This window comes from Streptomyces sp. NPDC033180, from assembly GCF_055577645.1.
In genome coordinates this window covers 40,287-61,443 of record NZ_JBVIPU010000016.1, presented here as the reverse complement: position 1 = coordinate 61,443, position 21,157 = coordinate 40,287, and the positions used below count along the sequence as shown (strand labels likewise).

Sequence of the window (21,157 nt, the reverse complement as noted above, 5' to 3'; positions counted from 1 at the left end):
GGTTTCAGGACTGGCCAAGTTCGTTGTCGAGCAGGTCGAACAACTCGTCGGCTGTCGCCGACTCCAGCGCGTCGTCCGATGCCGCGCCGTTCGTTTCGGTCTGGGCGTCGGTCCACTTCGACATCACGGCCCGCAGACGGGCGGTGATCCCGGAACGCTCGTCGGCGCCGCCACCGATCTCCGCGAGCAGGGATTCGAGCTTGTCGAGCTCGGAGTGGACGGACAGCGCGGACGTGCCCGTCTCCGTACCGAGCTCCGCCGCGAGGTAGTCGGCCACGGCGACCGGCACCGGGTAGTCGAAGATCAGCGTGGCGGGCGGCCGGAGTCCGGTTGCCTTGCCGAGCTGGTTGCGCAGTTCGACGGCCGTCAGCGAGTCGACACCCAGCTCCAGGAAGCCGCGCTTCGGGTCGATGTCATCGGGTCCCGCAAAACTGAGGACGGCTGCCGTCTGCGTACGGACGAGGTCGAGCAGCAGCTCCGTGCGCTTCTCCGCGGTGAGGCCGGCCAGGCGCTCCGCGAAGGCCTGGGACTCGACGGCCGGTGTGGTGGTGTGGGCGTTGCGGCGGCTGGGTGTGCGGATGAGTCCGCGGAGGAGTGGGGGTGTGCCGTGTGTGGTGGCTTGGGTGCGGATGGCGGGGAGGTCGAGGTGCAGGGGGATGAGGAGGGGGTGGTGTGTGTGCCATGTGGCGTCGAGGAGTTGGAGGCCTTGGGTGGGGGTGAGGCCGTTGAGGCGGTGTTGGTGTGTGTCGGTGAGGTCGGCGGCCATGCCGCCCGCCTGCTCCCAGGCTCCCCAGGCGAGGGAGGTTGCGGGGAGGTTGTGGGTGTGGCGGTGGTGGGCGAGTGCGTCGAGGAAGGTGTTGGCGGCGGCGTAGTTGGCTTGGCCGGGGTTGCCGAGGATGCCGGCTGCGGAGGAGAAGAGGACGAAGGCGGACAGTTCCGTGTCGGCTGTCAGTTCGTGGAGGTTGAGGGCGGCGTCGGCCTTGGGGCGCAGGACTGCGTCGAGGCGTTCGGGGGTGAGGGAGTTGATGACGCCGTCGTCGAGGACGCCGGCCGTGTGGATGACGGCGGTGAGGGGGTGCTGGTGATCGATGGACTTGAGCAGTGTTTGGAGGGCGCTGCGGTCGGCGGCGTCGCATGCGGCGATGTCGACGGTGGTGGCGCCGAGTTGGGTCAGTTCGGCGGCGAGTTCGGGTGCGCCTTCGGCGTCGAGGCCGCGGCGGCTGGTGAGGAGGAGGTGGCGTGCGCCGTGTTCGGTGACGAGATGGCGGGCCACGAGTGAGCCCAGAGCTCCGGTGCCGCCGGTGATGAGGACGGTGCCCGAGGGGTCCAGGGCGGTGGCGGCCGGGTTGTCGGTGACGGGCACGCGGGCCAGGCGCGGCACACGTACGCCGCCACCGCGCAGTGCCGCCTCCGGTTCACCGGTCGACACCACCGAGGCGAGCCGGTCCCAGGCCGGCGACGCGTCGTGGTCGGTGTCGATGAGGACGAACCGGTCGGGGTTCTCGGCCTGTGCGGAGCGTACGAGGCCCCAGACGGGAGCGTTGGGCAGGTCGCTGACGGTGTCGTCGGGGCCGGCGGCGACGGCGCCGCGCGTGACGAACACCAGGCGGGAGTCCGCGAGGCGGTCCTCGGCCAGCCAGTTCTGCACGAGGGCCAGCGCGCGGTGAGCGGCGACGTGTGCGGCATCGGCCGTGTCGACGGACTCGGCGGCTGCTGCCGATGGCGCGAAGACGACATCCGGCAGGGGCGTACCGGACTCGACGGCCTTGGCGAGAGCGTCGATGTCGGCGTACGTCACGGGCTCCGAAGCACCGGGCGGCAGCCCGGCATCGGTGCCGATCACAGCCAGGGCCCTGTGCACGGGTGCCGGGACGGGGATCTCCGTCCAGTCGACCTCGAACAGGGAGTCGTGGAAGGCCTGCCGGTCGGCGGCGAGCTGGGTGGAGTCCACCGGCCGCAGCATCAGTGACTCCACGGTCGCGACAGACGCGCCGCTTCCGTCGGCCGCGCTGATCGATACGGCGTCGGTGCCGGCTGCCGAGAGCTTGACGCGCAGTGCGGTTGCGCCGGTGGCATGGAGGGTCACGCCGGTCCAGGCGAACGGCAGCAGTGCCTCGTCTGACGCTTCGGTGAAGTCACCCAAGGAAACGGCGTGCAGAACGGCGTCGAGGAGAGCGGGGTGCAGTCCGTAACCGTCGGTCGCTGTGCCTTCGGGGAGTGTGACCTCCGCGTAGATGTCGTCACCGAGTCGCCAGGCCGCGTGCAGCCCCTGGAAGACCGGGCCGTAGGTGAGGCCGACACTCGCCAGACCGTCGTACAGCCCGTCGAGTTCGATGGCATCGGCGCCCTTGGGCGGCCAGACCGACAAGTCGGCGCCACCGTAGGAAACTCCTCCGGACAGGAGTCCGGTGGCGTGGCGCGTCCACGGCGTCTCAGCCTCGGCGTCGTCGTGGCGCGAGTGGATGGTGACGCGGCGGTGACCGTCGTCCTCGGCGGCCACGGTCACCCGGAGGGCGATGCCGCCCTGTCGCGGGAGGACGAGGGGGGCTTGAAGCGTCAGTTCCTCGAGTACGTCGCAGCCGACCTGGTCACCGGCGTGGATGGCCAGCTCGACCAGCGCGGTACCCGGGAGGAGGACGGTGTCCATGACGGTGTGGTCGGCGAGCCAGGGGTGGGACTGGAGGGACAGCCGGCCGGTGAGCAGGACGCCGTCCGAGTCGGGGAGCGCGATCGCGGCCCCGAGCAGCGGGTGCTTGGTCGTGCCGAGCCCGAGGCTGGTGGCGTCGCCGGACGAGGCTGTGGCGTGGAGCCAGTAGTGGTCGTGTTGGAAGGCGTAGGTGGGGAGGTCGATGCGGCGGGCGCCCCGGCCCTCGTATACGCCTTCCCAGTTCAGTTCCCGACCGCGTATGTGGGTGTGGGTGAGGGCCTGGGTGAGGGTGTCGGCTTCGGGTCGGTTTTTGCGGAGTACGGGGCTGAAGAGCGTGTCTTCGGAGGCGTCGGTGAGGGTTTGCTGGGCCATGGCGGAGAGGGTTCCGTCGGGGCCCAACTCCAGGAATGTCGTGACGCCTTGGTCGGCCAGGTATGTGATGCCGTCGGCGTAGCGGACTGCCTGGCGGACGTGGCGGACCCAGTAGTCGGCGGTGCAGAGGTCTGCAGTGTCGGCGAGCTGGCCGGTGAGGTTGGAGACGATCGGAATCTGCGGAGTTCCGAATGTGATTCCGGCTGCGATGGTGCGGAATTCTTCCAGCATGGGTTCCATGCGGGGTGAGTGGAAGGCGTGGCTGACGCGGAGTTGGTGGACCTTGCGGCCCTGCTGGCGCCAGTGCTCCAGAACCTCGACCACGGCCGTCTCGTCGCCGGAAATGACTACGGAGGAGGGTCCGTTGATGGCGGCGATGGCGATCTCGTGGTCGCGGCCTTCGATCGTCGCAAGGACTTCTGCTTCGGTGGCCTGGATCGCGGCCATGGCCCCACCGGCAGGCAGCGCCTGCATCAGCCGTCCCCGCGCGGCGACCAGCGTGGTCGCGTCATCGAGCCCGAAAACCCCGGCCACGTGTGCGGCAGCCAGTTCGCCGACCGAGTGGCCGACGAGGAAGTCAGGGGTCAGCCCCCACGCCTCGACCAGTCGGAAGAGTGCGACCTCGATCGCGAAGAGTGCGGCCTGCGTGAATACCGTCTGATCGATGAGCCCGGCATCCGCGCTGGCGCCCGTACCGAAGACGACATCCTTCAACGGCCGTTCAAGGTGTCCGTCGAAGTGCGCGCACACCTCATCGAAGGCAGCGGCGAACACCGGATACGTCTCGTAAAGCTCGCGGCCCATTCCGACCCGCTGACTGCCCTGACCCGTGAAGAGGAACGCCAGCTTGCCGACCGGACTGGTCGAGCCTTCGACGAGTCCAGGGGCCGTGTGTTCGGCGGCGAGGGCCTCCAGCCCGGCCAGCAGCTCCTGACGGTTCGCGCCCGAGACGACGGCTCGGTGTTCGAAGCGTGCCCGGGTGACGGCGAGGGAGTAGCCCACGTCGGCCGGGCTCAGCTCGGGGCGCTCGTCGAGGTAGGTCGTGAGCCGTGCCGCCTGTGCCCGCAGCGCGTCCTCGGTCTTGCCGGAGAGCACCCACGGCACGACCCCGCCGTCCGCCGGAGCCTCTGTCACCGGCTCGGCGTCGACGGTCGGCGCCTGCTCCAGGATGACGTGGGCGTTGGTGCCGCTGATGCCGAAGGAGGAGACGGCGGCTCGGCGGGGGTGTCCGGTTTCGGGCCACGGCTGGGCTTGTGTGAGGAGGGAAACGGCACCCGTCGACCAGTCGACGTGGGGTGAGGGTTCGTCGACGTGGAGGGTCTTGGGCATGACGCCGTTGCGTAGCGCCATCACCATTTTGATGATGCCGGCGACGCCGGCGGCTGCCTGCGTGTGACCGAGGTTGGACTTGATGGAGCCGAGCCAGAGCGGCTCGCTGCCCTCGCGGTCCTGGCCGTAGGTGGCCAGTAGTGCCTGGGCTTCGATCGGGTCGCCCAGTCGCGTACCCGTGCCATGTGCCTCGACCACGTCCACGTCACCGGGCGCCAGGCCCGCGCCCGCCAGGGCTTGGCGGATGACGCGCTGCTGGGAGGGGCCGTTGGGGGCGGTGAGGCCGTTGGAGGCGCCGTCCTGGTTGACGGCGGAGCCGCGGACCACCGCGAGGACCTGGTGGCCGTTGCGCTCGGCGTCAGAGAGGCGTTCGACGAGGAGCATGCCCACGCCCTCGGACCAGCCGGTGCCGTCGGCGGCGCCGGCGAAGGGCTTGCAGCGGCCGTTCAGGGCCAGGCCCCGCTGGAGGGCGAAGCTGGCGAACGTGTCGGGCGTCGGCATGACCGTGACACCACCGACAAGCGCCATGGAGCAGTCACCACGCTGCAGCGACTGCGTCGCCATCTGCAGGGCGACGAGGGAGGACGAGCACGCGGTGTCCACGGTGACGGCCGGGCCCTCGAACCCGAACGTGTACGAGACACGGCCGGACGTGATGCTGCTCGCACTGCCGTTGCCGAGGAAGCCCGCCACCTCGTCCGGCACCTCGGTGAGCCGGGACGCGTAGTTGTGGTACATCACGCCGGCGAAGACGCCGGTCGAGCTGCCGCGTACGGAGGCCGGATCGATGCCCGCGCGCTCCAGTGCCTCCCAGGAGACCTCCAGCAGCAACCGCTGCTGCGGGTCCATCGCCATGGCCTCGCGCGGCGAGATACCGAAGAAGGTCGGATCGAAGTCGGCGGCCTGGTGCAGGAAGCCGCCCTCCAGCGCGTACTCCGACGAGGGCCGGTCCGTGTCACCGTCGAAGAGCCCGTCCAGGTCCCAGCCGCGGTCGGTCGGGAAGGGGGTGATCCCGTCCCCGTCCGCGAGCAGGAACCGCCACATCTCCTCGGGGGTGGTGATTCCGCCCGGGTAGCGGCAGGCCATGCCGACGATCGCGATCGGATCGTCGTCGGTGTTGTCGCGGGTCACCACAACGGCGGTCGCCTCGGGCCGGGTGCCCATGACTTCGGCGATGAGGTACTCGGCGACGGCTGTCGCGTTCGGGTAGTCGAAGACGAGGGTGGCGGGGAGGCGGAGCCCGGTGGCGGTGTTGAGCTGGTTGCGCAGTTCGACGGCGGTGAGGGAGTCGAAGCCCAACTCCTTGAAGGCGCGCGCCGGTTCGACGGTGGCGGCATCCTCATAGCCCAGGACATGGGCGACGCTTGTGCGGACCAGGTCGAGGAGGAGCGTGTGGCGCTCTTCGGACGAGAGCCCGGAAAGGCGTTGCGCCAGGGCACCGGTCTCGACGGTCGCGGCGGAGGCCGTGCGACGGGTGGAGGTACGGACCAGTCCACGCATCAAGGGCGGCACGCCGGTCGAGGTGGCCTGGGCGCGTACCGCGGCCAGGTCCATGTGCATGGGTACGAGCAGGGTCTGCTCGCTGGTCCACGCGGTGTCGAGGAGGCGCAGGCCCTCGGCGTGGGTGAGGCCGGTCATGCCGCCGCGGTTGATGCGGTTGGCGTTGGTGTCCCCGAGGTCCGCTGTCATGCCGCCCGCCTGCTCCCAGGCACCCCAGGCGAGGGAGGTTGCGGGGAGGCCGAGCGAGTGGCGGTGGTGGGCGAGTGCGTCGAGGAAGGTGTTGGCGGCGGCGTAGTTGCCCTGCCCCGGGCTGCCCATGACGCCGGCAACGGAGGAGAACAGGACGAAGGCGGACAGTTCCGTGTCGGCTGTCAGTTCGTGGAGGTTGAGGGCGGCGTCGGCCTTGGGGCGCAGGACCGTGTCGAGGCGTTCGGGGGTGAGGGAGTTGATGACGCCGTCGTCGAGGACTCCGGCCGTGTGGATGACGGCGGTGAGGGGGCGCGCGGCGTCGATCGAGTCGAGCAGTGTTTGGAGTGCGTCCCGGTCGGCGGCGTCGCATGCGGTGATCTCGACGGTGTCCGCGCCGAGTTGGGTCAGTTCGGCGGCGAGTTCGGGTGCGCCTTCGGCAGCAAGGCCGCGGCGGCTGGTGAGCAGGAGGTGGCGTGCGCCGTGTTCGGTGACGAGGTGGCGGGCGACGAGTGAGCCGAGGGCGCCGGTGCCGCCGGTGATGAGAACGGTGCCGGACGGGTTCAGTCGGATGTCCGTCTGGTCGGTACCGGGCGCGGGCACGCGGGCGAGGCGTGGCACGCGTACGCCGCCGTCGCGGAGGGCGGCTTCGGGTTCGTCGGAGGCCAGGAGGGGCCACAGGGTTCCGAGTTCAGGTGCTTCGGTGTCGGTGTCGAGGAGGAGGAAGCGTTCCGGGTTTTCGGACTGGGCGGAACGTATGAGTCCCCAGAGGGGTGCGTTGGCCAGGTCGGTGACGGTGTCGTCGGGGCCGGTGGCGATGGCACCACGGGTGACGAACACCAGTCGGGAGTCGGCGAAGCGGTCTTCGGTCAGCCAGTTCTGGATCAGGTTCAGGGCGTGGTGTGTGGCTTGGTGGGCTGCGGTGGCCGGGTCTGGGCCCTCGTAGGGCGGCAGGGGCGCGAGGACGACCTGGGGGATGGTGTCGTCGGTGGCGGCGAGTTCGGTCAGGTTCGTGTACGAGGGTCCGTCGGCGAGGAGGCCCGAGGCGTCGCCGAGCACTGCCCATGTACCCGACTCGGCCGGCGACAGCGACAGCTCAGGCCACTCGATGCTGAACAGCGAGTCGCTGAAACTCTGTGAGCCTGCGGTGAGTTGTTCGGGGGTGATGGCGCGGAGTACGAGGGCGTCGGCGGTGGCGACGGGTGTTCCGGTCTCGTCTGCGGCGGTGATGGATACGGCGTCGGTGCCGGCTGGTGAGAGTTTGACGCGCAGTGCGGTTGCGCCGGTGGCGTGGAGGGTGACGCCGGTCCAGGCGAAGGGCAGGTGTGCCTGGTCCGATGTCTGGGTGAAGTTGCCGAGGGCCACGGCGTGGAGGGCGGCGTCGAGGAGTGCGGGGTGCAGTCCGAAGCCGTCGGTGGTGGTGTCTTCGGGCAGTGCTACCTCGGCGAACACATCGCCGCCCGATCGCCAGGCAGCCCGCAGGCCCTGGAACACCGGACCGTAGGACAGGCCCGCATCGGCCAAGCCTGCGTACAGACCGTCGAGTTCGACGGACTCGGCTCCCTTCGGCGGCCACGCCGACAGGTCGAAGGACGCTTCCGGCGTGCTCTCCGTGAGGAGGCCGACCGCGTGACGGGTCCACGGCTCCGTGACATCCGCCTCGTCGAGTCGCGAGAAGATCGCGACCTGCCGCCGCCCGCTCCCATCGGCAGCGTCAACGGCCACTCGGACGGCGATACCGCCGCGCTCGGGAAGCACCAGCGGCGCCTGGAGTGTCAGCTCCTCCAGGGAACCGCAGCCGACCTGGTCACCGGCGTGGATCGCGAGCTCGACCAGTCCGGTACCGGGTACGAGGACGGTGTCCATGACGGTGTGGTCGGCGAGCCACGCGTGTGACTGGAGCGAGAGACGGCCCGTGAGGACGATGCTGTCCGTCTCGGGCAGCGACATCGCCGCGCCGAGGAGCGGGTGTCCGGTCTTACCGAGTCCGAGGCTGGTGGCATCACCGGCCGGGGCGGTGGCCCGGAGCCAGTAGTGCTGGTGTTGGAAGGCGTAGGTGGGGAGGTCGACGCGGTGGGCGCCCCGGCCCTCGTATACGCCGTCCCAGTCGAGTTCCGCGCCGTGGACGTGCGCGTGGGCGATGGCGGAGGTGAAGGTTTCGGCTTCGGGGCGGTTCTTGCGGAGCACGGGGCTGAAGACCGCGGTGCGGAGGGCCTCGGGGACGGATTCCTGGGCCATGGCGGAGAGGGTTCCGTCGGGGCCCAGCTCGATGAATGTCGTGACGCCTTGCTCGGCGAGGTGGGTGATGCCGTCGGCGTAGCGGACTGCCTGGCGGACGTGGCGGACCCAGTAGTCGGGCGAGGAGAGGTCTGCAGTGTCGGCGAGCTGGCCGGTGAGGTTGGAGATGACCGGAATCTGCGGGGTTCCGAATGTGATCCCGGCTGCGATGGTGCGGAACTCTTCCAGCATGGGTTCCATGCGGGGGGAGTGGAAGGCGTGGCTGACCCGCAGCTGGTGGACCTTGCGGCCCTGCTGACGCCAGTGCTCCAGAACCTCGGCCACAGCCGGCTCGTCACCGGAAATCACCACGGACGACGGGCCGTTGATGGCGGCGATGGCGATCTCGTGGTCGCGGCCTTCGATCGTCGCAAGGACTTCTGCCTCGGTGGCCTGGATCGCGGCCATGGCCCCACCGGCAGGCAGCCCCTGCATGAGCTGTCCGCGCGCGGCGACAAGCCTGGTCGCGTCATCAAGCCCGAAGACCCCGGCCACGTGTGCGGCGGCAAGCTCGCCCACGGAGTGACCGACGAGGAAGTCAGGCGTCAGACCCCACGCCTCGACCAACCGGAACAGCGCGACCTCGATCGCGAACAGCGCAGCCTGCGTGAACACCGTCTGGTCGATCAGACCGGCATCCGCGCTGGCGCCCGTACCGAAGACGACGTCCTTCAGCGGCCGTTCAAGGTGTCCGTCGAAGTGCGCGCACACCTCATCGAAGGCAGCGGCGAACACCGGATACGTCTCATACAGCTCGCGGCCCATCCCAACCCGCTGGCTGCCCTGACCCGTGAAGAGGAACGCGACCCGGCCACGGCTGACGCTGCCCGAGGTCACCGCCCCCGACACGTCCCCGGCCGCCAACGCAGCGACACCCGCCAGGAGTTCACCCTGGTCGGCCCCGGTGATGACGGCCCGGTGCTCGAAGCGTGCCCGGGCGACGGCAAGCGAGTAGCCCACATCGGCCGGACGCAGGTCGGAGTTCTCCCGCAGGAAGGCCACGAGCCGCTCGGCCTGTGCCCGCAGCGCACCCTCCGTCTTGCCGGAGAGCACCCACGGCACGACCCCACCGGTCACCGGCGCCGCACCCACCGGCGAAGTGGCCACCGTGTCGGGGCTCTCGGTCGGTGCCTGCTCCAGGATGATGTGCGCGTTCGTGCCGCTGATGCCGAAGGACGACACCGCTGCTCGGCGCGGACGGTCGGACCCGGACCACTCCCGCGCCTCGGTCAGCAGCGAGACATCACCCGCCGACCAGTCGACGTGTGGGGAGGGCTCGTCGATGTGCAGGGTCTTGGGCATGACGCCGTTGCGCAGCGCCATCACCATCTTGATGATGCCGGCGGCTCCGGCCGCAGCCTGCGTGTGACCGAGGTTCGACTTGATGGAGCCGAGCCAGAGCGGCTCGCGGCCCTCGCGGTCCTGGCCATAGGTGGCCAGCAGCGCCTGCGCCTCGATCGGGTCGCCCAGTCGCGTACCCGTGCCGTGTGCCTCGACCACGTCCACGTCGCCCGGTGCCAGGCCCGCGACTGCCAGGGCCTGGCGGATGACGCGCTGCTGCGAGGGGCCGTTGGGGGCGGTCAGGCCGTTCGACGCGCCGTCCTGGTTGACGGCGGAGCCGCGGACCACCGCGAGCACCTGGTGGCCGTTGCGCTCCGCGTCCGAGAGCCGCTCGACCAGGAGCATGCCCACGCCCTCGGACCACGCGGTGCCGTCCGCGGCGCCCGCGAAGGCCTTGCAGCGGCCGTCGCCTGCGAGGCCGCCCTGGAGGGCGAAGTCGATGAAGGTGTCCGGGTTCGGCATGACGGTGACGCCGCCGGCCAGCGCCAGGGAGCACTCCCCGCGACGCAGCGCCTGAACAGCGAGGTGCAGGGTGACCAGCGAGGACGAGCACGCGGTGTCCACGGTCACGGCAGGCCCCTCGAGGCCGAACGTGTACGAGACGCGGCCGGACACGACACTGCTGGAGTTGCCGGTGCCGAGGAAGCCGCCGACCCCGTCGGGGATGTCCGTCACGCGAGCGGCGTAGTTGTGGTACATCACGCCGGCGAACACGCCGGTCGAGCTGCCGCGTACGGACGCGGGGTCGATCCCGGCCCGCTCGAACGTCTCCCAGGAGGCTTCGAGGAGCAGCCGCTGCTGCGGGTCCATCGCCAGCGCCTCACGTGGCGAGATCCCGAAGAAGCCGGGGTCGAACTCGGGGGCGTCGTGCAGGAATCCGCCGGCCAGCGCGTACTTCGTGCCGGGCCGCTCCGGGTCCTCGATGAACTGGTCCTCGACGTCCCAGCCGCGGTCGGCGGGGAACCGCGATGTGCCGTCGCCGCCCCGCATCAGGAACTGCCACATGCCCTCGGGCGATGTGATTCCGCCCGGGTAGCGGCAGGCCATGCCGACGATCGCGATCGGCTCGTCGTCGGTGAGCACCACGGCGGCGGGCGCCGCCGCCTGCGGGGTGTCCGCACCACCGAACTCGGTGAGCAGGAAGTCGACCAGGGACAGAGGGTTCGGGTAGTCGAAGACGAGGGTGGCGGGGAGGCGGAGCCCGGTGGCGGTGTTGAGCTGGTTGCGCAGTTCGACGGCGGTGAGGGAGTCGAAGCCCAACTCCTTGAAGGCACGGGCGGGTTCGACGGTCGCGTGGTTGTCGTAACCCAGGACGTGGGCGACATGCGTACGGACCAGGTCGAGGAGGTGCGCGTGGCGCTCATCGCGGGTGAGCGGGGCCAGACGTTGTGCGAGGGCACCGGTCTCGACGGCCGCGGTGTGGGCGGTACGGCGTGCCGGGGCGCGGACGAGACCGCGCATCAGAGGCGGCACGCCCGCCGAGGCGGCCTGGGCGCGCACGGCGGCCAGGTCCATGTGCGCCGGCAAGAGCAGGGCCGCGCCGGTGGACCATGCGGCGTCGAGGAGGCGCAGGCCCTCGGCGTGGGTGAGGCCGGTCATGCCGCCGCGGCTCATGCGGCCGGCGTTGGTGTCGCCGAGGTCCGCTGTCATGCCGCCCGCCTGCTCCCAGGCACCCCAGGCGAGGGAGGTCGCGGGGAGGCCGAGTGAGTGGCGGTGGTGGGCGAGTGCGTCGAGGAAGGTGTTGGCGGCGGCGTAGTTGCCCTGGCCGGCGTTGCCCATGACGCCGGAGGCCGACGAGAAGAGGACGAACGCGGAGAGCCCCAGATCCCAGGTGAGTTCGTGGAGGTTGAGGGCGGCGTCGGCCTTGGGGCGCAGGACCGTGTCGAGGCGTTCGGGGGTGAGGGAGTTGATGACGCCGTCGTCGAGGACTCCGGCCGTGTGGATGACGGCGGTGAGGGGGCGCGCGGCGTCGATCGAGTCGAGCAGTGTTTGGAGTGCGTCCCGGTCGGCGGCGTCGCATGCGGTGATCTCGACGGTGTCCGCGCCGAGTTGGGTCAGTTCGGCGGCGAGTTCGGGTGCGCCTTCGGCAGCAAGGCCGCGGCGGCTGGTGAGCAGGAGGTGGCGTGCGCCGTGTTCGGTGACGAGGTGGCGGGCGACGAGTGAGCCGAGGGCGCCGGTGCCGCCGGTGATGAGAACAGTGCCCGACGGGTCCGGAACGAGGGCGGCCGCTTCACTGTCGGAGACGGGCATGCGTGCCAGCCGGGGAGCCCGTACGACGCCGTCGCGCAGGGCTGCTTCCGGCTCATCGGAGCCCAGGAAGGGCCACAGCGAGCCAAGTTCGAGAGATGCGCCGTTGGTGCCGGTGCCGGTGTCGGTGTCGGTGTCGGTGTCGGTGTCGAGGAGGACGAACCGGCCGGGGTTCTCGGCCTGCGCGGACCGTACGAGGCCCCAGACAGCCGCGTTGATCAGATCACGGACGGTGTCGTCGGGGCCGGCGGCGACGGCGCCGCGTGTGACGAACACCAGCCGGGAGTCGGTGAACCGGTCTTCGTCCAGCCAGTCCTGGATGAGGGCCAACGCGCGATGCGTGGCCCGATGCACGGCAGCGGCAGCGGCAGTGCCCGTATCCGTGTCCGTCTGCGCCTCCGTACCCTTGCGGTCGGTCAGCGGGACGAGCACGACCTCGGGGACCGTCTCGACGTCGGCGAGCTCGGCCAGGCCGGAGAAGACCCGGCCATCGGCGAGAGAACCCGGCTCCCCGAGCACTGCCCAGGTCGACGGCTCGGCCGACGGCACGGAAAGCTCGGGCCACTCCACGCGGAACAGCGAGTCGGTGAAGCCGCCTTGGCCCGCCGAGAGCTGCTCGGCCGTGACCTGGCGGAAGACGAGGGAATCGGTCGAGGCGACCGGCGCACCGGCTTCGTCCGCCATGACGAGGGCCACACCGTCGGGTCCGGTCGGCGTCAGCCGTACGCGCAGCATCGACGCGGCCGTGGCGTACAGGGACACGCCACTCCACGCGAACGGCAGACCCGTCCCCGTCCCCGTCCCCGTCTCCTGCTCCGGCGACGTGCTCAGCGATGCGGCGTGCAGGGCGGCGTCGAACAGCGCGGGGTGGAGCCCGAAACCGCCGGTCGGGGTGCCCTCGGGCAGGGCGACCTCGGCGTATACGGCGTCGTCCAACCGCCAGGCGGCGCGCAGCCCCTGGAAGACCGGCCCGTAGGACAGTCCCGTGCCGGAAAGGTTCTCGTAGAGATCCTCGACCTCGATGGACTCGGCGCCCCTCGGCGGCCATACGGACAGGTCGAAGGAGGCATCCGGCGCGGTCTCCGCCAGGAAACCGGCGGCGTGCCGGGTCCACGGCTCTTCTTCCGCGCCCTCGGGCCGGGAGAAGACGGCCACCGGACGCCGCCCGAGCGTGTCCACGGCCTCCACGGTCACGCGCAGGACGACGGCACCGCGCTCGGGGAGAACCAACGGGGCCTGGAGCATCAGCTCGTCGAGGTGGCCGAAGTTCACCTGATCACCGGCATGGATCGCCAGCTCGACCAGCCCGGTACCGGGCAGCAGAGCCGACCCCATCACGAGGTGGTCCGCGATCCACGGGTGGCTCTGCAGGGAGATGCGCCCGGTGAGGACGAGCGTGTCCGACTCGGGCATCACGACGGCGGCACCGAGCAGTGGGTGCTCGGTCGCGGACTGCCCGAGCACGGAGACGTCACCCGCGGGGACGCCCATCTCCAGCCAGTAGTGCTGGTGCTGGAAGGCGTAGGTGGGGAGGTCGACGCGGTGGGCGTCGTGGCCTGCGTATACGCCGTCCCAGTCGAGCTCCGCGCCGTGGACGTGCGCGTGGGCGAGGGCGGAGGTGAAGGTTTCGGCTTCGGGGCGGTTCTTGCGGAGTACGGGGCTGAAGACCGCGGTGCGGAGGGCCTCGGGGACGGATTCCTGGGCCATGGCGGAGAGGGTTCCGTCGGGGCCCAGCTCCAGGAATGTCGTGACGCCTTGGTCGGCGAGGTGGGTGATGCCGTCGGCGTAGCGGACTGCCTGGCGGACGTGGCGCACCCAGTAGTCGGGCGAGGAGAGGTCTTCGGTGTCGGCGAGCCGTCCGGTCAGGTTGGAGACGACCGGAATCCGCGGAGTCCCGAACGTGATCCCGGCTGCGATGGTGCGGAATTCGTCCAGCATGGGTTCCATGCGGGGGGAGTGGAAGGCGTGGCTGACCCGCAGTTGGTGGACCTTGCGGCCCTGCTGACGCCAGTGCTCCAGAACCTCGGCCACGGCCGGTTCGTCGCCGGAAATGACTACGGAGGAGGGTCCGTTGATGGCGGCGATGGCGATCTCGTGGTCGCGGCCTTCGATCGTCGCAAGGACTTCGGCTTCGGTGGCCTGGATCGCGGCCATGGCCCCACCGGCAGGCAGTGCCTGCATCAGCCGACCCCGCGCGGCGACCAGCCTGGTCGCGTCATCGAGCCCGAAGACCCCGGCCACGTGCGCGGCGGCCAGCTCGCCGACCGAGTGGCCGACGAGGAAGTCAGGGGTCAGCCCCCATGCCTCGACCAGGCGGAAGAGTGCGACCTCGATCGCGAACAGCGCCGCCTGCGTGAACACCGTCTGATCCAGCAGACCAGAGCGGTCGGCATCCGCGCTGGCGCCCGTACCGAAGACGACATCCTTCAACGGCTGCTCAAGATGCCCGTCGAAGTGCGCGCACACCTCATCGAAGGCAGCGGCGAACACCGGATAGGCCTGGTAAAGCTCGCGGCCCATCCCAACCCGCTGGCTGCCCTGCCCCGTGAACAGGAACGCGACCCGGCCACGGCTGACACTGCCCGAGGTGACCGCCCCCGACACGTCCCCGGCCGCCAACGCAGCGACACCCGCCAGGAGTTCACCCTGGTCAACCCCGGTGATGACGGCCCGGTGCTCGAAGCGTGCCCGCGCGACGGCGAGGGAGTAGCCCACATCGGCCGGACGCAGGTCGGAGTTCTCCCGTACGAAGGCCGCGAGCCGCTCGGCCTGTGCCCGCAGCGCACCCTCCGTCTTGCCGGAGAGCACCCACGGAACGACGACCCCACCATCCACCGGAGCCCCAGCGACCGGCTCGGAGGTCTCTGCCTCCACCGCCGTGGCCGGCGTCGGCGCCTGCTCCAGGATGGTGTGCACGTTCGTGCCGCTGACGCCGAACGACGAGATGCCTGCCCGGCGCGGGTGCCCGGTCTCCGGCCACTCCCGCACCTCGGTCAGCAGGGAGACGGCGCCCGCCGACCAGTCGACCTGCGGCGTCGGCTCGTCCACGTGCAGGGTCTTCGGCAGCAGGCCTTCCCGCATGGCCATGACCATCTTGATGACACCGGCGACACCCGCGGCCGTCTGGGTGTGGCCGATGTTGGACTTGATGGAGCCGAGCCACAGGGGCTGGTCCGCGTCGCGGCCCTGACCGTAGGTGGCGAGCAGTGCGCCCGCCTCGATCGGGTCGCCGAGCCGTGTGCCGGTGCCGTGTGCCTCGACCACGTCCACGTCGCCCGGTGCCAGGCCCGCGCCCGCCAGGGCTTGGCGGATGACGCGCTGCTGGGAGGGGCCGTTGGGGGCGGTGAGGCCGTTGGAGGCGCCGTCCTGGTTCACGGCGGAGCCGCGGACCACCGCGAGGACCTGGTGGCCGTTGCGCTCGGCGTCGGAGAGCCGCTCCAGCAGGAGCAGTCCCGCGCCCTCGGACCAGCCGGTGCCGTCGGCGGCACCGGCGAAGGCCTTGCAGCGGCCGTCGCCGGACAGACCGCGCTGCCGGCTGAACTCGATGAAGGCGCCCGGGGTGGCCATGACGGTGATACCGCCGGCCAGAGCCAGATCGCACTCGCCCTGGCGCAGCGACTGCGCGGCCAGGTGCAGGGCGACGAGGGAGGACGAGCAGGCGGTGTCCACGGTCACGGCGGGGCCCTCCAGCCCCAGGGTGTAGGACACACGGCCGGAGATGACGGAGGACTGGGTGCCGGTGAGGAAGTAGCCCTCGGTTCCCTCGGGGGCGTCGTGCGCGTCGATGCCGTAACCCTGGGACCCGGCGCCGATGAAGACGCCGCCCTGGCTGCCGCGCAGCGACAGGGGGTCGATGCCCGCGCGCTCCAGCGCCTCCCAGGAGGCTTCGAGCAGCAGCCGCTGCTGCGGGTCCATCGCCAGCGCCTCACGCGGCGAGATCCCGAAGAACCCGGCGTCGAAGCCGCCGGCGCCGTCGATGAAGCCGCCCTCGTACGCGTACGTGGTTCCGCTGCGCTCCGGGTCCGGGTCGTACAGGTCGTCGATGGGCCAGCCGCGGTCGGTGGGGAACGGGGAAATGGCGTCGCGGCCTTCGAGGACGAGTCGCCAGAGCTCCTCGGGCGTGCTGACGCCGCCCGGGTAGCGGCAGCTCATCGCGACGATGGCGATGGGCTCGTCGTCGACCGCCGGGCCGGCGACGGCGCCGGGACGTGCCGAGTCGGCCGCGCCCGCGTCGTCGGCGCCGAGCAGCTCGGTGAGGACGAGCCCGGCGACGGCGTCGGCGTTCGGGTAGTCGAAGACGAGCGTCGTGGGCATCTTGAGACCGGTCGCGCCGTTCAGGCGGTTGCGGATGTCGACCGCCGTGAGCGAGTCGAAGCCGAGCTCGCGGAAGGCTGAACCGGGCTCGATCGCCGCCGCGTCGGCGTGGCCGAGCGCGGCGGCGGCCTGCGTGCGGACGAGGTCGAGGACCAGCTCGCGCTGTTCGCCCGCCGACAGACCGCTCAGCCTCCGCGCGAGCGCGTTGCCGCCCGCGGGCTCGGTGGGATTCTCCGTGGCCGCGTCCAGGACGCGCCGTACCTCGGGAAGGTCTTCGATGAGGGGACGCCGGCGGATGGCGGAATAGGCGGGGGCGAACCGGTCCCAGACGAGGTCGGACACGCACACCGTGGTCTCGTCGTGTTCCACGGCCTGGACCAGGGCGGAGACGGCGAGTTCGGGGCTCATGCGCTTGAGGCCGACGCGCAGCATGGCCTCTTCGTCGCCATCGGTGCCCATACCGCCGCCGCCCCACAGGCCCCAGGCGATGGACGTGGCGGTACGGCCCCTGGCGCGGCGCCGCTCGGCGAACGCGTCGAGGAAGGAGTTGCCGGCGGCGTACGCGCCCTGGTCGGCGCCGCCCCACACCGCGGCGGCGGAGGAGAAGAGGACGAAGGCGTCCAGGGGGGTGTCGCCGAGCAGGTCGTCGAGGTGGGTGGCGCCCGCGGTCTTGGCCGCGACGACGCCCGCCACGTCGTCGAGGGCGCTGTCCATGAGCGAGCCGGTGTCGCCGACTCCGGCGGCGTGCACGACCGCCGTCAGCGGCCGGGCCTCGTCGGCCTCCAGGTCGGCCAGGAGGGCGGCCAGCGAGTCGCGGTCGCCCGCGTCGCACGCGGCGATGGTGACCTGGGCGGCGCCGAGCCCGGCGAGCTCGGCGCCCAACTCACGGGCGCCGGGCGCCTGATCGCCGCGGCGGCTGGTGAGGACCAGGTGCTCGGCGCCGTTGGCCGCCGCCCAGCGGGCGACATGGCCGCCGAGCGCGCCCGTACCGCCGGTGATGAGAATCGTGCCCCGCGGCGTCCACGAACCGCCGGCCGAGTCGGCGAGCGGCGCCCGGACGAGACGGCGGCCGAAGATCCCCGTCGAACGTATCGCGAGCTCGTCCTCCGCGCCGAGACCGGCCAGGACGTCGGTGAAGCGGGCCAGCGAAGGAGCGTCGACCGTCTCGGGCAGGTCGAGCAGACCGCCCCAGCGGTCGGGGTGTTCGAGCCCGGCCACCCTGCCGAGGCCCCAGACCTGGGCCTGCGCCGGGTCGGCGGCCCGGTCCGACCGGCCGACGGATACGGCGCCGCGGCCGGCGAGCCACAGCGGAGCCTCGACCCCGGAGTCACCGAGGGCCTGGACGAGTTCGAGCGTTCCGGCGAGCCCCGACGCCACGTGGGGGTGGCCGGGGTGCGGGGCCGTGTCGAGCGCGAGCAGCGAGAGCACACCGTCCAGGGCCTGGTCGCCCGCGGCCGCACGGATCAGCTCGGCGAGCGACGCGCGGTCCGAGCCGGTCGCGCTCCACGCCACCCGCACCGTCGCGACACCGCGGCCGCGCAGGGCCTGCTCGGCCGCGGGCACCCAGGCGTGGGTCTCGTCCCCGGCCGGGACCACCAGCAGCCAGGTGCCGGAGAGGCGCTTCGCCGGGGAGACGGACAGGGGCTTCCAAGTGACGCGGTACCGCCAGGCGTCGACGGTGTTCTTCCGCCGGTTCTGGCGCCGCCACGTCGACAGGACCGGCAGCGCCGCTTCGAGCCACTCGGGCTCTACCTCACCGTCGAAGTCGAGCGCGGCGGCCAGCGCGGCCGTGTCCTCGCGCTCCACGGCCTCCCAGAAGCGCGTCTCCTCGGGGGCGGCGGCATGGTCGGCCGCCGCCTCGTCGGGCTGCGCGGCTTCGAGCCAGTAGCGCTGGTGCTGGAAGGCGTAGGTGGGGAGGCCGACGCGGTGTGCGTCGTGGCCCTCGTATACGCCGTCCCAGTCGAGTTCCGCGCCATGGACGTGTGCGTGGGCGATGGCGGAGGTGAGAGTTTCGGCTTCGGGGCGGTTCTTGCGGAGTGCGGGGCTGAAGACCGCGGTGCGGAGGGCCTCGGGGACGGATTCCTGGGCCATGGCGGAGAGGGTTCCGTCGGGGCCCAGCTCGATGAAGGTGGTGACGCCTTGGTCGGCGAGGTGGGTGATGCCGTCGGCGTAGCGGACTGCCTGGCGGACGTGGCGGACCCAGTAGTCGGCGGTGCAGAGGTCTGCAGTGTCGGCGAGCTGGCCGGTGAGGTTGGAGATGACGGGGATGTTCGGGGCCCCGTAGGTCAGGCTGTCTGCGATGGTGTGGAATTCGTCCAGCATGGGTTCCATGCGGGGTGAGTGGAAGGCGTGGCTGACGCGGAGTTGGTGGACCTTGCGGCCCTGCTGACGCCAGTGCTCCAGGACTTCGACCACGGCCGGTTCGTCGCCGGAGATGACTACGGAGGAGGGTCCGTTGATGGCGGCGATGGCGATCTCGTGGTCGCGGCCTTCGATCGTCGCAAGGACTTCGGCTTCGGTGGCCTGGATCGCGGCCATGGCCCCACCGGCAGGCAGGGCCTGCATGAGTCGTCCCCGTGCGGCGACCAGCGTGGTCGCGTCATCGAGCCCGAAAACCCCGGCCACGTGTGCGGCGGCCAGCTCGCCCACCGAGTGGCCGACGAGGAAGTCAGGGGTCAGCCCCCATGCCTCGACCAGCCGGAAGAGTGCGACCTCGATCGCGAAGAGTGCGGCCTGTGTGAACACCGTCTGGTCGATCAGACCAGAGCGGTCGGCATCCGCGCTGGCGCCCGTGCCGAAGACGACGTCCTTCAGCGGCTGCTCAAGGTGTCCGTCGAAGTGCGCGCACACCTCATCGAAGGCAGCGGCGAACACCGGATACGTCTCGTACAGCTCGCGGCCCATCCCGACCCGCTGGCTGCCCTGGCCCGTGAACAGGAACGCCAGCTTGCCGGCCGTGCTCGCGGAGGCCGTACCCTCCACGACCCCCGCGGCGGACCGCCCGGCGGCCACGGCTTCCAGACCGGCCAGCAGTTCCGCACGGTTCGTACCCGAGACCACGGCCCGGTGCTCGAACCGCGCGCGCGAGACGGCGAGTGAGTACCCCACGTCGGCCGGTCCGAGGCCAAGCCGCCCCGCGAGGAACGAGGTCAGGCGCTCGGACTGGGCCCGCAGCGCGGCCTCGGTCCTGCCCGAGATCACCCAGGACACGGGGGCGTTCTCCTGCTGCGTCCCGGTCGGGGGCTCCTCGGCGGGAGGCTCGGCCGCCGCCTGCTCCAGGATGATGTGCGCGTTCGTACCGCTGATGCCGAACGAGGACACCGCGGCCCGCCGCGGACGCCCGGTCTCCGGCCAGTCCCGCGCTTCGGTCAGCAGGGAGACGGCACCCGCCGACCAGTCGACCTTGGTGGAGGGCTCGTCGATGTGCAGGGTCTTGGGCATGACGCCGTTGCGCAGCGCCATCACCATCTTGATGATGCCGCCGGCGCCCGCGGCGGCCTGCGTGTGCCCGACGTTGGACTTGAAGGAGCCGATCCACAGCGGTTGTTCGGCCGGGCGCTCCTGGCCGTAGGTGTTGATGAGCGCCTGGGCCTCGATGGGGTCACCGAGCGTGGTGCCCGTGCCGTGGGCCTCGACGACGTCGACCTGGTCGGAGGAGAGCTGGGCGTTGTCGAGGGCCTGGCGGATGACGCGCTGCTGGGAGGGGCCGTTGGGGGCGGTGAGGCCGCTGCTCGCGCCGTCCTGGTTGACGGCGGAGCCGCGGACGACCGCGAGCACCTGGTGGCCGTTGCGCTCCGCGTCCGAGAGCCGCTCGACGAGCAGCATGCCCACACCCTCGGCGAAGCCGGCACCGTCCGCGAGGTCCGAGAAGGCCTTGCAGCGGCCGTCGGGCGAGAGGCCGCCCTGGCGTGCGAGGTCGATGAACGCCTCGGGGGTCGACATGACCGTGGTGCCGCCGGCGAGAGCCATGGAGCACTCGCCGTTGCGCAGCGCCTGGACGGCCAGGTGCAGTGTCACCAGCGACGAGGAGCAGGCCGTGTCGACGGAGACGGCCGGGCCCTCGAGCCCGAGGGTGTACGAGATGCGTCCCGACGTGACGCTGTATGCGTTGCCGGTGCTGAGATATCCCTCTACGCCGTCCGGGATTCGGTCGAGCCGGGTGGCGTAGTCCTGGTACATCACGCCCGCGAAAACTCCGGTCTTGCTTCCGCGCATCGCGTGCGGGTCAATTCCCGCGTGCTCGAAGGCTTCCCAGGCGACTTCGAGGAGCAGTCGCTGCTGCGGGTCCATCGCCAGCGCCTCACGCGGCGAAATTCCGAAGAACGCGGGGTCGAACTGTGCGGCGTCGTAAAGGAATCCGCTCTCACGGTTGTAGAAAGTTCCCGGCTTTTCGCGGTCGGGGCTGTAGAGCCGATCGATGTCCCAGCCGCGGTCGGTGGGAAGGTCGGATACGGCGTCCCGGCCGTCCGCGACCATCTGCCACAGATCCTCCGGGGAGTTGGCTCCGCCCGGATAACGGCAGCTCATGCCCACGATCGCGATGGGCTCGTGTGCCCGCGAGTCGGCCTCGCTCAACAGCTGCTTCGTCTGCTGCAGATCGGCCATTACCCGCTTGAGGTAGTCGCGAAGCTTCTGCTCATTCTGCATCTAAAGCAACCTCTTGAGGACGGACAGCACTTGGGCACCTGGGCAATACATGAGATCGCGCCGCACGCGAAACCCCGGCGGAAGCCCTTTGCGACGTGACTCCCCGGCTGGGAGACCCATTCGGCGATGCCTCGAACCGGCTGGGGATGAGCACGGGGGACACATCGACAAGACTTCACATATGACGCTAGGAGATGGCCACCCGACGCGGCACCCCTAACCTTCCCTAACCGCCCCCCTACGCCCCCCAGGGCCGGCCACGCTCCTTTGGGGAGGTGACCGGCCCTGGGCCGGAAG

At 71.0% G+C, this 21,157-nt stretch carries 1 protein-coding gene; it reads right to left on the bottom strand.

Annotation, left to right across the window (positions count from 1 at the left end; genetic code table 11):
• Positions 1–4: 4 nt before the first annotated feature.
• Positions 5–20,860 carry a type I polyketide synthase gene (locus tag ACZ5WE_RS31935; RefSeq protein WP_469157309.1) on the bottom strand — a complete coding sequence of 6,952 codons (20,856 nt, stop codon included), beginning with the start codon at positions 20,858–20,860 and terminating at the stop codon, positions 5–7.
• Positions 20,861–21,157: the final 297 nt, after the last annotated feature.

Bases quoted from the DNA above. Each gene is read 5' to 3' on its own strand.
- ACZ5WE_RS31935 (WP_469157309.1), bottom strand. From the start codon at position 20,860: ATGCAGAATGAGCAGAAGCTTCGCGACTACCTCAAGCGGGTAATGGCC.